13 protein-coding genes and 1 pseudogene are annotated in these 14,628 nt (G+C 49.8%); 2 read left to right on the top strand and 12 right to left on the bottom strand.

The genetic code is table 11. The annotated features are described in order from the left end of the window. Positions 1–50: 50 nt before the first annotated feature. From EGV91_RS09340 to EGV91_RS09285, 12 genes and pseudogenes are all read right to left on the bottom strand, one after another. The gene (locus tag EGV91_RS09340; protein WP_241666159.1) at positions 51–1,010 is read right to left on the bottom strand and encodes a bifunctional helix-turn-helix transcriptional regulator/GNAT family N-acetyltransferase; all 960 of its coding nucleotides are present in this window, start codon (positions 1,008–1,010) and stop codon (positions 51–53) included. A 134-nt stretch (positions 1,011–1,144) separates the two neighbouring features. After that, entirely contained in the window at positions 1,145–3,151 is a 2,007-nt protein-coding gene (locus EGV91_RS09335; RefSeq protein WP_241666158.1) for an ABC1 kinase family protein, read from the bottom strand. 465 nt (positions 3,152–3,616) lie between these two features. Further along, entirely contained in the window at positions 3,617–4,270 is a 654-nt protein-coding gene (locus EGV91_RS09330; RefSeq protein ID WP_135502928.1) for a YIP1 family protein, read from the bottom strand. Positions 4,271–4,436: 166 nt separating this feature from the next. Next, positions 4,437–4,637 (bottom strand): nucleic acid-binding protein, encoded by a 201-nt coding sequence (locus EGV91_RS09325; protein WP_135502926.1) that lies wholly within the window; start codon positions 4,635–4,637, stop codon positions 4,437–4,439. Further along, positions 4,634–5,098 (bottom strand): SRPBCC family protein, encoded by a 465-nt coding sequence (locus tag EGV91_RS09320; RefSeq protein WP_135502923.1) that lies wholly within the window; start codon positions 5,096–5,098, stop codon positions 4,634–4,636. The genes EGV91_RS09325 and EGV91_RS09320 overlap by 4 nt, the downstream gene beginning before the upstream one ends. A 29-nt stretch (positions 5,099–5,127) precedes the next feature. After that, complete coding sequence (locus EGV91_RS09315; protein WP_135502921.1) at positions 5,128–5,583, bottom strand: SRPBCC family protein; 456 nt, start codon at positions 5,581–5,583, stop codon at positions 5,128–5,130. Positions 5,584–5,628: 45 nt separating this feature from the next. Continuing rightward, on the bottom strand, positions 5,629–6,351 hold the full coding sequence (locus tag EGV91_RS09310) for a 3-ketoacyl-ACP reductase (RefSeq protein ID WP_135502919.1): 723 nt from the start codon (positions 6,349–6,351) through the stop codon (positions 5,629–5,631). Between the two features lie 427 nt (positions 6,352–6,778). Further along, positions 6,779–7,147, bottom strand: coding sequence for a nuclear transport factor 2 family protein (locus EGV91_RS09305; RefSeq protein WP_135502917.1), 369 nt, complete (start codon positions 7,145–7,147; stop codon positions 6,779–6,781). 69 nt (positions 7,148–7,216) lie between these two features. Beyond that, entirely contained in the window at positions 7,217–8,452 is a 1,236-nt protein-coding gene (locus EGV91_RS09300) for an AI-2E family transporter (RefSeq protein WP_241666157.1), read from the bottom strand. A 189-nt stretch (positions 8,453–8,641) separates the two neighbouring features. Further along, the gene (locus EGV91_RS09295) at positions 8,642–10,558 is read right to left on the bottom strand and encodes a PTS fructose transporter subunit IIABC (RefSeq protein WP_135502916.1); all 1,917 of its coding nucleotides are present in this window, start codon (positions 10,556–10,558) and stop codon (positions 8,642–8,644) included. Beyond that, positions 10,555–11,486 (bottom strand): annotated as a pseudogene (gene pfkB / locus EGV91_RS09290) (1-phosphofructokinase). Before pfkB ends, EGV91_RS09295 begins: the two are co-directional and overlap by 4 nt. Beyond that, the gene (locus tag EGV91_RS09285; RefSeq protein WP_135502915.1) at positions 11,483–12,235 is read right to left on the bottom strand and encodes a DeoR/GlpR family DNA-binding transcription regulator; all 753 of its coding nucleotides are present in this window, start codon (positions 12,233–12,235) and stop codon (positions 11,483–11,485) included. The pseudogene pfkB and the gene EGV91_RS09285 overlap by 4 nt, the downstream one beginning before the upstream one ends. A gap of 279 nt (positions 12,236–12,514) precedes the next feature. Between EGV91_RS09285 and EGV91_RS09280 the strand changes: the two genes are divergently transcribed. After that, positions 12,515–12,781 carry a phosphocarrier protein HPr gene (locus tag EGV91_RS09280; RefSeq protein ID WP_135502914.1) on the top strand — a complete coding sequence of 89 codons (267 nt, stop codon included), beginning with the start codon at positions 12,515–12,517 and terminating at the stop codon, positions 12,779–12,781. Beyond that, complete coding sequence (gene ptsP / locus EGV91_RS09275; RefSeq protein ID WP_135502912.1) at positions 12,781–14,493, top strand: phosphoenolpyruvate--protein phosphotransferase; 1,713 nt, start codon at positions 12,781–12,783, stop codon at positions 14,491–14,493. The genes EGV91_RS09280 and ptsP overlap by 1 nt, the downstream gene beginning before the upstream one ends. The last annotated feature ends 135 nt before the right edge of the window (positions 14,494–14,628 follow it).

Below are 14,628 nucleotides of genomic sequence, written 5' to 3'. Positions count from 1 at the left end.
CCTTCTTCTGACTTTTGCTGCTATTTATCACGATTCTTGAGCATCCACGCTTAATCCTGCACATCGCGTTCTGCAGACAATGCCTTGATCGGTTCCAACTCCAGATCCCAACGTTCTTCCGTCAACTCGTCTGCAGTCCAATCTGTGTTCATTTTTTGCTCGATTAGCTTAAAACCGTATTTGCTATACAGATAGCGCGCAGCTTCTAAGATGTTGACCGTCCACAGGAATACATGCTGATAGCCTTGCTCGCGGCAAAAGTCGATTGCCGTCTCCATCAGAATTTTCCCGATGCCCAACCCTTGGAACTCTTCATCCATAATAAACCAGCGCAATTGCGCAGTATGGTCTCCAGCTTTTGCAATTGCTATGGATCCGGCAACAACACCGTTCACTTCAGCGATCCATAACTGGCCGCCACTTGGATCGGCCATAAACTCTGCCAAGCCTTTGACCACATAGAATTCAAAATCATGGCTGAATTGATGCGTATTGCCATACAGCGTACCGTGCAGATGCGCAATGTAACCGGCATCGCCAGGACCATATGGCCGTATGATGATTTTATCAGGGACTTGCTGGGCCTGCAGCAGGCTTTCGATCGTTTCCATAGCGGCGGTCAGTTTCAGTAAATCGCGTTCTGACAGCGCGGCGACCATCTTGCTGACGCCTAGATTGGCGTTTTTCACGAGCTGCTGGTGGATTTCTTCGCCTTTTTCGGTCAATCCCAGCAAAATGCGGCGTTTATCATCGGCTGATTGCTGCTTGAAAATCAATTCGCTGTCTTCGAATTTTTGCAGCATACGACTGATATAGCCCCGGTCCAGCCCCAGTTTTTCGCGTATTTCTGAAGCCGTCGCGCCTTTTTGCGCATGGAGTTCCGACAAAACACGTGCTTCTGCCAACGGATATGGCTGCTGGTAGATTTCCTGGTCGATTTTGCCAAGGACATTCGCGTAAAAGCGGTTGAATTTCCGGATTTCCTCGATTTGCTTCAAGTTATTCATCATTAAACCCCCACAATAATTTTCTGAAAAATCCATTTCTTTCATCATACCTATTATGGTTGACTTTAACAATTAAAAAACACATTCAAATGAATGCGTTTTTTAGAGGTTTTATTGGCATCATCGAGCACCAATCTTTACAAGCGATCGTTTTTCATGTCCCGGACAGCTTGGATGGACAGCCTCACCAAAAGAATCACGCACAGGAACAAGCCGGTATAGGCGGCTGTGTTCAAGTAAACGGCGTACACCGTATCGATAAACTGGGCAATCGCCAGCAAAGCAGATGACACGATGCCGAACGTAATGCCTGTCATCAACAGGATGAAGCGGGAAAACATCAGCGCCACGAAATGGGCATTCGATTTGTCCGAAAAGATGTCGTGGTGCAGAATGATGCGCCCTCCCTCCACTTTTCGCAGCAGGTGATCCACACGTTTCGGAAATTTCTTCAATTCCGGTATGATAAGCGCCAATTCTTCTTCAATGCGTTCTTTGACTTCGCGCGGTTCACGGAACGGCTTTTTCAAAATCGCGGTTTTCGTCTCTTTTGCGAATGTTTTCGCTTCGGTGAACATATCGAATCCGGGGTCGATTGTGTGCAAGGTGCCGTCAAGCGTAATCAATGCCCGCAATGCAATGCCGACAGACGGGTAAAACGACAGGCCGAAATCCCGTACGACATCAAAAATGGAATGGATCAGTTCATCGGTTGAAATGCGGTCGACATATGACACCCGCAGCAAAATCTGCCCGATCGCCTGTTCAAATTTCTGGCGGTCGATGTCCTTGCTGTCTTCCACAAGGTCCGTGACAGCATCGTAGATGATTTCTGCATCGTTTTGCTGGACGCCGATGACGAATAAATTCAAAGCTTCCTGCTGCACTTTGGCCAGGCGGCCGACCGCCCCGAAGTCCAGCAGCACCGGCAAGCCGTCCCTGCTGTCGATGAAAATGTTGCCAGGATGCGGATCGGCATGAAAAATGCCGGCGAACAGCATTTGCTCCAAATACGAGAACAGCACCGTCCGCGAGAAATCACGCTGCGGAATTTGGAACTGCTCAAAAACTTCTTTGCCTTTCGGAATGCTCTTGCCTTTAAAATACTCAAGGACGATTAAATTATAATTGCTGTATTCGCGGTAAACGTGCGGCACTTTCACGGTGTATGGACTTTTCGCCAGAATGTTGCCGATTTGGATCGTGTTGCGTATTTCAATTTCAAAATCGATTTCTTCCCGCAATGCATTGGCGAACCCGATGGCAAGCTCCCGGAAGCCGATATTCGATGCCCATGTCGATTTCAATGCCACCCATTCCGCAAACTCCACCAGGATGTCCAGATCGTCGCGCATGATTGTCGAGACGTCCGGCCGCAGCAATTTGACAACGACCTCATCACGGTTTTTCCGCAGCACGGCTCGGTGTACCTGGCCGATTGACCCTGCGGCCAAGGGTTCCATACTAAAAGACTCAAAAACCTCATCAAACGTCTCGGGCAGCGCTTTATGGAGAACTTCCTTCACTTGCTTGGCGGTCAACGGTACGACGTTCTGCTGCAATTTTCCGAGCTCTTCGATAAAAATGGGATGGAAAAGATCGGAACGCGTTGACAGCGCTTGCCCGAACTTGATGAAGATGCCGCCGCTTTGCTCGAGCGTCCTGCGCAAAGCGATGGCCAATTGCCGTTCGTTTTCGCGGTGGCGTGCGTAGTGGAACGTGCTGGAAATGCCGTTTTTCACCGCAATTTCAAGCACTTTGCTCAACCGCTTCTGGCGGCGCCAAAGATGCAGCAAGCGTTTCAAGAAAAACACGCGGCTCGTCAGCGTCGCACCGCTGCCGCCGAAACCGTTCGCTTCAAAAAGCTCGAAGAACAAGAAGAACAGCATCGAAATCATCAGCATGCTGCCGATCCAAATCAGCGTACTGGCATCGGTCACAGCGGATAAAAAGCCCTGTTCAAAATAATCCGTAAAACGCAGATAGGAATACCAATAGACGAGCGATGTCAGGCTGACACCCAGAATCACCGACAGCAGGCGTTTGACGACATGGACCTTGGAGCCGATCAGCCGGCCGCTGACGTAAAAAATGAACAGCAGTATGAGACTTATTTCGATGAAAATACGCAAATAGACCAACATTGTCCCACCTCCTACCACAAATCTTCTGAACGCGCGTAAATATTGCTGAACGCTCGTAAATTCTCCTGAACGCTCGTAAATTCCGCTGAGCGCGCATAAAAGCTCATTACTACCAAATTCACCTAATCGATTACACGGAATTAACCCATTTAACATTCCTTCCAATTAACTGAATAATAAGTCCTTTCCTCTAGTATAGCAAAAATAAGCTGTTATAGCGCTTCCCTCCTTCTACCACATGATGACAGCACCAACAGATTTTTTTGCTAAAAGAACGCTTATTTATCATCGATTCCACTGTGCGCTTTTGCTACACTTGAACTTGTGCGCTAAATAGCGGATCGATTTTCACGGTTTGCCTTCTTGGTTGCTTGTTTTGAATTTTATTCAGTAAATACCTTATGTAATATCCTACATGTACTTTTTCTTTCCATAAAAAAAGAAGGCCTGAGCCTTCTTTTCAGCTTACAACGCGGCAGCAAATAGCATCACGAACAAAATAATCACAACAACGATGACGACGCCAATGACAATCGCCGGGATCAACACCGTCGCAAAGCCTTTCCAGCTGCTGAACCGGTGCGCTTCCCCAATCGCCTTGCTCTGGATGATGATACCCCAGATAGACAGGATGAATGATAGCGTGCCAAGGACAATCAGTGTTCCCCAGCCTTCCCCAGTGCTGGTTTCCGCCAGTGGATCAGCGAAATATGTAGCCGGTGCGAGCGTCGCCCATGCCAATAAAATCGGTGCAATCCAGACATACGGAATCATTGAAACCGCAACCGCTTTGAACATTTCGATATAAGTCGCTGTCCCATTGAACAGTTTGCCGACGAGCAAATACAATGCGGACAAGAAAGCGGCACTCGCGAATCCGACCACTGGCCCGAGAATGATCGTAAGCAAAAATATCTGCCAGCCGGCCATGCCTGCGCCGCCTCCTGAACTTTGCATCCCCATCAAGCCGCTGCCGATGCCTGAAAGCATAATGAGCATAATGGCAAATCCTGTGGACTTTTCTTCAATAACAAAGCGGGCAGCTTTGCGCGTCTGCAGCCAAACAGCGGTGAACGGGTTTACTCTTTCTGTTCCGTGCTTTTCAGTTATGTCGATCATTGGATCTCCCCCTAAAAGTTCTCTCTCTATTTACGGCTCAAAAGCTATTTGGTTTCGTCCATACACTAAAAACCCATTTGCGTTTTCCGCTGTTTTTTCTTGTTACGTTTTTGATTTTCATTGTATTATCCTTAAGTAGTTTAATACATTTACGTTTTTTAAATCATTATTCCCGAAAATCGTCAGGGTTTTCAACGTAAAACGCCACCGCTCCGCAATTGCTGCAGACAGCCGCTTTCGGCTCCGCTGTGGCGTTATTGAATAATCCACGTTTTTTCCGGGTGATTTTCAAGCCGTACATGGCGCCTTTGATCGTAACTTTCAGATCTTCAGCCATTGCGCCTCGGCATTCCGGGCATTGCCTCATCGGTTTCTCTCCCTTTTCACCGCTTCCGATTCCACCAAGTCCATAAACTCGTTGACGGTTTCCATATTGCTTTTTGTGCCGCCCATCTTCAGCATCGTCCGCCCCACGAGATTCGTGCCGCGGTTCGACCCTTCGTAGACAAAGCGTGTCTGTTGTTCACTGATTTTCTGCAGCCTGAACTGCAAATCGACTTCGAAAAGGTTAGCGAGCACAAAATGCAATTGCTTCACTTTTTCATCCGGCGTGTCTTGGTAAGCCACCGTTTCCACGATATACGTCTCCAGCCGGCTGCCTTGGCGGTAAGTCTGTTGGTGCTTGGCACCGACTTGATCTTCCCGTTTTTCGACGAGCTGGTGCTTTTCCAGCTTCGGCATGATCCGCTGGATATTGTCGTCTCTGAACAAGTCCCATACCGTCTCGATATTGGCATCGATGATGCGCTTTTGCTTCCATTCAATCATCCCATTGCCCCCTTTTCGGCCTGTCTTGCCTATGCCATTTTCTCCGCCTCGTCTTTGACCCGCTCCATGAACGTCCGGGCTGTCGCTTGCCGGCTTTTTTTGCTGCCGGCAAGAAGCATCATTTTCGCTGAGGCCGTAAGCCCTTTATTAAAGCCCGAATAAATGAAGCGGGTTTTCCCCGCTTCCAGTTTTTCAAGGCGATAGGCATAATTCACGACAATCGACTGCCCCATCAAAAACTCGACCGTACGTTCTTTGAGCTCCGGCAGGTCCGTATATGCTTTTGTGTCGACCACATAGCTCATGAGCTGTTTGCCTTCGTAATAGCTTTGGCTGTGTTTCGCACCGGCTTGGTCGTTATGCCCTTCCAAAAGTTCATGGCTGTGGATCTTCGGCATGATTTTCTGGATGCTGCGGTCTTGGAACAACAGCCAGACTTTGTCGATATCGCGGTCGATGATGATTTCCTCTTTCCATTTCACCATATTCTTGAAATCCTCCCTGGCTTGTTTCTCAGCGGATTTTCGCCATCAAAACGGATTGGTTGCCCACTGGCTTGACGATGGAATGAATATGCGCGGGTGCAGCTTCAGCTGGGCCACGATGTACTCGGCAATGTCTTCCGGCTGCATGAATTTCTCGTCGCTGTCTGCTGGCTTCTGGCTGCTGCCGCCAAAATCCGTGATGACGCGGCTCGGCGTCAATGCGAATACGCGGATATTGTGCTTGCGCACTTCCTGCGACAACGATTCCGTCAACCCGAGAACGCCAAATTTCGACGCACTGTACGCGCTGGACCCTGCGCCGCCTTTCAAGCCGGACATCGAAGAGATATTGACGATGTCGCCGCCGTTTTTTTCGATCAATTGGGGCAGCACGGTGCGCGTCACGTAGAACATGCCCATTAAGTTGACGTCGATGACTTGCTTCCAGTCTTCCGGTGCAATTTCCAGTAGCGGACCGAATTTGCCGATGCCGGCATTATTGATCAAAATATCGGCGGCTCCAAGTTCCTGCGTTAATTTTGCAATCGCCTGTTCCACTTGTCCGAGGTCGGATACGTCCGCAAGCGCATAAGCCGTTTTGACGCCTTGGGCCGCAGCTTCTGCCGCCGTTTTTTTCAAGTCTTCTTCGGTGCGGGCGATCAAGCCGATATGCACCCCTTCTTTTGCAAGTGCGAGCGCTGATGCCCGGCCGATGCCTTTCCCCGCTCCGGTAATAAATGCGATTTTCCCTGATAATGATTGTGCCATAGCCATTCCCCTCTCAATTATCAGATAAATCCATTGTGCAGGAATTGCTGGCGAAACGCAAAGATGCAGGCAGCTTGAAATTTTCAGGAGCGGAGTATATAGTAGGTATATAGAACAGAAAAAAACCACCGGTGCGCTAACACCGGTGGCAAGCAATCAATAGGTCCTCCCAAGGGAGATCAGCCTCAAGCTTTCTTCATAAGGAATAACCCGCCGAGCAGTCAACTCAAGGGCGGGTTATTTTTTTTGGTTTGATGACGTCACTGCGAGCACCAAGCTTGCAAACGTTACCGCAAACATCAATGCTTCGAAAACTGTCATCCGCACCACCCCCTTTCTTCCGGGGATGGCCGACCACCCTTGAGTACCCTTTTCAATTGCCTTTTTCTATCTTACCATAACTTCCCGCCAAAATTCCTAACCTTTTTCATTCATCCAGCGCAATGATGAACGATGTCAGGTCCTGGATTTTCTCTTCGATGTCGTGCATTTGGTAAATGTCGCAGTACAGATAGGTCTTTTCTTCGCCTGTCGATGTGTTGAACGTCATTTTGCCTTTGACCACCGCCTCCGCACCGTCCGTCAGCAAAGTGTCGATCGTCAGCTCCGTTCCGAGCCCACTGTCCATGTCCATCATTTTCATGTAATCGATAAACGCATCTTTGCCTTGCGCTTTTTTGCCATGCAGCGTCCACACCACATCGTCCGCGATGATGCTTGCGATAAAATCGATGTCCCTGTTGCTGAATGCCTCGTTCACTTTCATGAAAAATTCCGGTTTCGCTTCCACGACCATTTTAAAACCTCCTTAAGGATGAATTTCATTCCAAACTGGGTGATTCTTTGAGCGATAAAACATTCCCGGTCATTGCAATTTCCTTTTAATCGCCAACAGCTTCTTCTTTTTCTTGGCTGACACGAGCGGTTTCGGGGCGGGATTGAAGTCATCTTCGTACAGCCCCGTATACGCTTGGTACCACTGGAACAAATGCACGAGAAATACTTTGATGACGGCATAGGCCGGGATGCCAAGAATGACGCCCGGAATGCCGAACAAATTTCCGGCAGTCAATAACACGGCAATGATGGTCACAGGGTGGATATTCAAGTTGCTGCCGAGGATCAGCGGCTGGATGACACGGCCTTCCAAGGTCTGTTCAATGGCGAAGACAATGAGCACTTTCGCGAGCATAATCGGCGAATGGACGACAAGCGCGACAATGACGATCGGAAACAACGCGATGAACGTCCCTAGGAACGGAATCAAGTTCAAGACGCCCGCGATGATGCCGAGGATCAAGGCATATTCCATGCCGATAATGACGAAGCCGAGCCAGAACATGACGCCGACTGCGAACGCAACAACCAATTGGCCGCGGATATACTGGCTGACCTGCATATTCGTCTCCCGCAGCAGGATGTAGGTTTTCTCGCGCATCTTCGACGGCACGAGGTTCATGATGTGATAAGGCATATTATGGCCGTCTTTCAGCAAATAAAACAAGATGAACGGCGTCGTGATAAGCGCCAGCACAATCGACGTCAGCGTTCCGAAAATGCTGCCGATGTTGCCGAACATATTGTCGAGGATTGCTTCCGCTTGGCCCGAGAAAGTTTCGCCCAATGTACTGCTATCCCCCAATAATTGCTGCTGCAGCCTCGACAACACATCGCTCCGCAGCAAACTGTCGACTTGACTGGTGAAGGTGGTCAAATACGCCGGGAAGTTCTGAATCAATGAGATGATCTGCTCGCGGATGATCGGGATCAAAATGACGACGCCCCAAGCAATCAAGCCGATCAGCACCAGAAACACCAGCAAAATGCCCGTGATGCGCGGCACTTTCTTCTTCTCCAGCCAGTCAATAAGCGGGTTCAGCAAATAATAGAGGATGCCCGACATGACGAGCGGCAGCCCCATTGCGCTGAAGAACCCTTTGAGCGGCTCCAGCAGATAAAGGACTTTCGTCAATAGGAATAAATTCAAGAGGATCAGCAGCGACACCAAAAGAATTGCCACCACTCGATTGTTCAACACCCACCGCCACAACAAGCTAGCCAGTACTTTTACTTTAGGTTGTTCTTTTTCCGGCTCCACCACGATCACCCTCCTGCCGAGCCAGCCCCAAGCGCCGCTTTTGCACGGCCTGCAGCTGACTCTCTCGTTGACTCATTGTGTTGCCTTGCTGTCCTTTATACATTTCGTCTTTGCTGTGCTTTTTCCTCTTTATTGCCCCCATAAAAAAGCCGCATCCGGGAATTTCCGGATGCGGCAGGAATTATGTGTTGCTTAAGCTGCTGCTGGAACAGCGATTTTCTTTTTCAGGAGGCCGGCAACGGTTGCCGTGACAGCCGATCCGATCAGGATAGCCAGTGCATAAAGCGCGATGTTCATCGCTCCGCCGTCCACCAGTCCGATGACGAAAACGCCGCCGTGTGGTGCACGCAATCCGATATCAAACAGCATGACAAGCGCTCCGGTCACCGATGCACCTGCAACAGTAGCCGGGATGACACGGGCCGGGTCTGCGGCTGCAAACGGGATGACACCTTCAGTGATAAAGCAGGCGCCCAGCACGTAAGCCGTCTTGCCCGCTTCGCGTTCTGTTTTCGTGAATTTGTTCTTGAAGAACGTCGTAGCTAATGCCAAACCAAGCGGCGGAACCATGCCCGCTGCCATAACGGCAGCCATGAAGACGAAATTCTCTGCGCTCAGCATCGCCAAGCCGAAAGTGTAAGCAGCTTTGTTGATCGGGCCGCCCATGTCGATCGCCATCATGCCGCCAAGCAATAAGCCGACAAGCAGCAAGTTCGTGCCGCCCAGGCTTTCAAGGAAACTTGAAATCCCTGTGTAGACTTTCGTCAGCTGCGGGTTGACCAACATCATGATGATTCCCGTGATGGCAATAGCGAACACCGGATAAAAGAGCACCGGCTTCAACCCTTCAAGCGAGTTCGGCAGTCCAGAGAAAGCTTTTTTGACGAATAACGTGACGTAACCAGCCAGGAAACCGGCGATCAAACCGCCGAGGAAACCAGAACCGCCGCTTGCTTCTTCAACACCCGTGACCGTTGTGGCAATCAAACCGCCGATCATACCTGGCGCAAAACCAGGGCGTTCGGCGATGCTCATTGCGATAAAACCGGCAAGGACAGGAACCATCAAGTAAAACGCTTTGCCGCCGCCGATCGTGCTCAGCATCGCTGCGAACGCATTGTATTCAGGGCTGTCCGGATTCGATGCGTTGATGCCCCAGAAGAACGACAGTGCAATCAAGATCCCGCCGCCGACGACGAATGGCAGCATGTTCGAAACGCCGCTCATCAAATGCTTGTAAAATCCGCCTTTGCCATCGCCTTCAGACGCTTCATCTTTTGATTTATCGTGCTGGTAGACAGGCGCATCGCCTGCTAGCGCACGGTCAAGCAATTTATCCGCTTCGTAGATGGCTTTGCCGACTGCGGTCTGGATGACCGGCTTGCCGGCGAAACGCGCCATTTCAACTTTCGTGTCTGCCGCAACGATGATGGCATCCGCTGCTGCAATGTCAGCATCCGTCAGCCGGTTTTTAACGCCGCTGGAGCCGTTCGTTTCGACTTTGATGTCGATGCCGCGCTCCCGTGCACGTTCATTGAGTTTTTCTGCCGCCATATACGTGTGGGCGATGCCGGTCGGGCACGCCGTGACTGCCAGGATGCGTTTCCCGCCAGCGGCTGCCGGGTGGCTGCTTTCTGGAGCAGGGCCGTCCACTTCATTTTCTTTGTCGGTCACCGCTTGCAGGATCTGCTCTTTTGATGTCGCTTCCAGAATGCGCGTGCGGAATTTTTCGTCCATCAAGAAAGTCGCAAGGCGGGACAAAGCTTCCAAATGGTCGTCATTTGCGCCTTCACTTGCTGCGATCATAAAGAACAGATGGGCAGGCTGGCCGTCAAGCGATTCGTAATCCAGCCCTTGATGGGAGCGGCCGAATGCGATCGCCGGGGCTTTTACCGCTTTCGATTTCGCGTGTGGGATGGCAATGCCGTCGCCGATGCCCGTCGTGCTTTGCCCTTCGCGCGCCATGATGTCCTGGAGAAAAGCCTGTTCGTTATTCAGTTTGCCGGCGCGGTCAAGCTGTGCTGCCAATTCTGCCAACACTTCCGGTTTCGTGCGTGCCGCGACATTCAGGATAATTGTCTCTTCTGTCAATAATTGCGTGATTCTCATTTTGCCACATCCTCTTCTTTTATTGGATAGACTTCAACAAACTCGAGCACAGCATCAACTTTGTCTTTCGTGCAAAGATCCGGGCTGAATGCGGTGGCGCTGCCGCTTGCAACTCCGTAGCGGAAAGCCTTTTCAGCATCGGCGTCCATGGCGTAAGAAGCGATAAAACCGGAAACGAGCGAGTCGCCCGCCCCCACTGTATTGATGACTTTGCCTTTCGGCGCTTTCGCCTGCAGCAGCAATTCGCTGGTTGCAAGCAAAGCGCCATCGCCGCCCATGGAAACCACAACATGCTGAACGCCTGAATGCACTAACTTTTTAGCGTAAAATGCTGCTTCTGCCATGTCTGTGATGTGCCGCCCGAACAATTCCCCGAGCTCTTCCTGATTGGGTTTGATGAGGAAGGGCCCATTTTGAATCAAATTCGCCAAAGCCGGTCCGGACGTATCGAGGACGAATTTTACGCCGAGCCTGCGGCAAGTTTCCGCTAGGTCCATGAAAAAGGATTCCGGAATCGAATCCGGCAAGCTGCCAGCGAGCACGAGCCAATCACCCTTTTGCATTTTTCCGGCCTTGTCCGCCAATTCGTTCAGCTGAACCGCATCCAGTTCGGCCCGGGCCCGTTCAATTCCGTTTCTTGCGCGGATTTGATCTTGACATTGATGCGCGTGATTTCATCAGTTTCAATAAAATCAGTGGCAACTCCTTCTTTTTTTAAGAACTCTTCTATATAATGACCTGTGAAACCGCCTGTAAAGCCCAATGCGATATTGTCAGCACCAAGGCGCTTTAAAACCCGTGAAACGTTTATGCCTTTGCCGCCGGGGTAATAATACACTTCACCGGTGCGGTTCAGCTTACCGGCAGTAAAGTCGGGCAAATAAGTGGTATAATCCAATGACGGTGTGATTGTGCATGTGTAAATCATCGCGTTCCCACCTTTACTGTAGTTTTCTTTTCGAGCGTTTCCCGAAGCTCGGTCGAGATCGAATCGGTGATCAATACGGCATCGCCGAGCTCCATGATTTTGGCAAAACTGATTTTGTCGGCTTTTGAATGGTCCGCCAAGACGTAGCTTTCACTGGCGAGCGAACTGGCGAGCCTTTTGACAGCCGCTTCTTCCGGGTCGGGAGTTGTATAGCCCATTTCCGGATGGAAACCGTTGACGCCGAGAAAACACACATCGAAGCGATAGTTTTTCAACGACTGGATGGTTTGTGCGCCGATGAACGCACCGGTCCGGGGCTTTAACAGGCCGCCGGTCAAATACACGGTAATGCCATGTTCATTGAGTTCTTCGACAAGCGTCAAGCCGTTCGTCACCGCGACGATGTTCTTGTCCCGCAAATAGCGGATCATCTGGAAAGTCGTCGTGCCTGCATCCAAATAGACACTGTCGCCGTCCTGTACTAAGGAAGCGGCCAGTTTGGCGATGCTGTCTTTTTCTTCTAGGTTGCGGGCGGATTTGTCTTTGATCGTCGGTTCCGACAAATTGCGTCCCGGTAGCACCGCTCCACCGAATACCCGCTCCAATTGGTTGCGGTTTTCGAGAACGGTCAGGTCGCGGCGTATCGTCGATTCAGACGCCTCGGTCAAATCCACAATGTCCTGAATCTTGATGGTCTGCTTTTGTTCCAACAGATTCAGGATGAATTCATGGCGTTCGTTTGTCAGCATGCAATCACCTGCTTTTTGTTGTGATGAATCTCCCCGGGATTTAAATTCACGCAGTGTTCCGGGGAGCGTCCAGCCATCCTTGCGCAACGGCCGGAAAACCGGACCGGGGATGACTGAACCTTTTGTTAAATTGATATTACTTGAAATCGCTTCCAAAATCAATCATAATCATTCATAAGCAATCAAAAACAATCATTTAGTTTGATTTTCATTCATAATCGTTCATAATAAAAATGAATTCAGCTAAATGCATTCAAAAAACACTAGGAGGAATTTAACATGACAGAAAAACAATTCGTTATTACAGATGAAGCAGGAATCCACGCACGCCCGGCATCAGCATTGGTCGGTTCATTGTCTAAATTCAAATCAGACATCACAATGGAATTCAATGGCAAGAAAGTCAATTTGAAATCAATTTTAGGCGTTATGTCCCTTGGCGTCTCTTCAGGCTCTACCGTTACGATCGCCGCAGACGGTGAAGACGAAGAACAAGCAATCGCACAAATCACAGAAGTGATGAAAAACGAAGGGCTTTCTAACTAATGACACGCACCCTTTCCGGAATTGCGGCTTCAAACGGCATCGCTCTCGCTAAAGCGTTCCGTTTGGAAACTCCGGATCTGACTGTAGAAAAAAAGGCGATTGATGACGCCGATCAGGAAGTGCTGCGTTTTGAAGCAGCTCTTGCAAAGGCTAGCGCTGAACTCGAAACGATCAAAGAACGCACAGCTGCACAAATCAGCGACAAAGAGGCGGCCATCTTCGGCGCACACCTGCTGGTCTTGAGCGATCCTGAATTGGTCGGTCCGATTACCGAAAAAATCAAATCCGATACGGTCAACGCTGAATTCGCGTTGAAAGAAACTTCGGATATGTTCATCGCGATGTTCGAAGCGATGGACAGCGACTATATGAAAGAACGCGCAGCGGATATCCGTGATGTGACAAAACGCGTCACTGCCCATCTGCTTGGCGTCACCATCCAAAACCCAAGCTTGATCGAAGAAGAAGTGATCATCCTTGCGGAAGACTTGACGCCATCCGATACGGTGCAATTGAATCCTGAATTCGTAAAAGGGTTTATCACTGATATCGGCGGACGCACTTCCCATTCGGCAATCCTTGCCCGCACGCTGGAAATCCCGGCTGTCGTCGGTGCCAAGAAAGTCATGGAAACGATTGAAAACGGCACGTTCATCATTGTCGACGGCCTTAAAGGTGTCGTCATCATTGATCCGGATGCGGCTGTAATCGCAGAATACGAAGAGAAAAAAGCTGCCTATGACCGCCAAAAAGCGGAATGGGCAAAATTGAAGAACGAAGCGACTGTAACGGCTGACGGCCACCCGGTTGAACTTGGCGCCAATATCGGCACGCCAAAAGATGCGACGGGTGCTGTCGACAACGGTGCAGAAGCGATCGGCCTTTACCGGACCGAGTTCCTTTATATGGGGCGCGATGCCTTCCCTACCGAAGAAGAGCAAGTAGAAGCTTATTCGGCTGTGCTGAAAGCGATGGATGGCAAACCTACCGTCGTGCGCACACTCGATATCGGCGGCGATAAGGAATTGACGTATTTGGATCTGCCAAAAGAATTGAATCCATTTTTGGGGCTTCGTGCGATTCGCCTATGCCTTGAAATGCCGGACATGTTCCGTACGCAGCTGCGTGCCCTTTTGCGCGCAAGCGTGCATGGCAATTTAAAAATCATGTTCCCGATGATCGCGACGCTTGAAGAATTCAGAGCGGCAAAAGCTTTGGTGATGGAAGAAAAAGAAAAACTGGCGGCTGAAAGCATTGCTGTCAGCGATTCGATTGAAATCGGCATCATGGTGGAAATTCCATCCACTGCAGTGATGGCCGATACATTTGCCAAAGAAGTCGATTTCTTCTCGATCGGCACGAACGATCTGATCCAATATACGATGGCGGCTGACCGCATGAACGAAAATGTTTCGTATTTGTACCAGCCTTACAATCCAGCGATTTTGCGGATGGTCAAAATGGTCATCGATGCATCTCATAAAGAAGGCAAATGGACAGGCATGTGCGGCGAAATGGCTGGCGATGAAATCGCTATTCCGATCCTGCTCGGTCTTGGCCTGGACGAATTCTCGATGAGCGCTTCATCGATTTTGAAAGCACGTGAACAAATCAGCAAATTGTCGAAAGCTGAAATGGCGTCTCACACTGAGCGCATCTTGGCTTTAGCAACTGCTGAAGAAGTCGAAACCTATGTAAAAGAAATCATGTAATGGCAAAAAACGGCGCCCTTGAGGGTGCCGTTTTTTTATGTTTCAAATATCATTTTTATTGTCAGTTGCTCCAAAAATAACTATATATTTCTTATACCAATAAACTTGCACTTTGCAAATATAATGATTGGCCGT

Origin of the sequence: Planococcus koreensis, from assembly GCF_004761975.1 — a bacterium.
In the GTDB taxonomy this organism is placed as follows: Bacteria; Bacillota; Bacilli; order Bacillales_A; family Planococcaceae; genus Planococcus; species Planococcus koreensis.
Note: the sequence above shows the minus strand (reverse complement) of the source record. Positions and strands in the feature narration are given on the sequence as shown.

Coding starts and splice junctions, on each gene's coding strand:
- EGV91_RS09340 (WP_241666159.1), bottom strand. CDS start 1,010: ATGATGAATAACTTGAAGCAAATCGAGGAAATCCGGAAATTCAACCGC.
- EGV91_RS09305 (WP_135502917.1), bottom strand. CDS start 7,147: ATGGTCGTGGAAGCGAAACCGGAATTTTTCATGAAAGTGAACGAGGCA.
- EGV91_RS09335 (WP_241666158.1), bottom strand. CDS start 3,151: ATGTTGGTCTATTTGCGTATTTTCATCGAAATAAGTCTCATACTGCTG.
- EGV91_RS09295 (WP_135502916.1), bottom strand. CDS start 10,558: ATGAGAATCACGCAATTATTGACAGAAGAGACAATTATCCTGAATGTC.
- EGV91_RS09315 (WP_135502921.1), bottom strand. CDS start 5,583: ATGGTGAAATGGAAAGAGGAAATCATCATCGACCGCGATATCGACAAA.
- EGV91_RS09330 (WP_135502928.1), bottom strand. CDS start 4,270: ATGATCGACATAACTGAAAAGCACGGAACAGAAAGAGTAAACCCGTTC.
- EGV91_RS09320 (WP_135502923.1), bottom strand. CDS start 5,098: ATGATTGAATGGAAGCAAAAGCGCATCATCGATGCCAATATCGAGACG.
- EGV91_RS09285 (WP_135502915.1), bottom strand. CDS start 12,235: ATGCTGACAAACGAACGCCATGAATTCATCCTGAATCTGTTGGAACAA.
- ptsP (WP_135502912.1), top strand. CDS start 12,781: ATGACACGCACCCTTTCCGGAATTGCGGCTTCAAACGGCATCGCTCTC.
- EGV91_RS09325 (WP_135502926.1), bottom strand. CDS start 4,637: ATGAGGCAATGCCCGGAATGCCGAGGCGCAATGGCTGAAGATCTGAAA.
- EGV91_RS09310 (WP_135502919.1), bottom strand. CDS start 6,351: ATGGCACAATCATTATCAGGGAAAATCGCATTTATTACCGGAGCGGGG.
- EGV91_RS09280 (WP_135502914.1), top strand. CDS start 12,515: ATGACAGAAAAACAATTCGTTATTACAGATGAAGCAGGAATCCACGCA.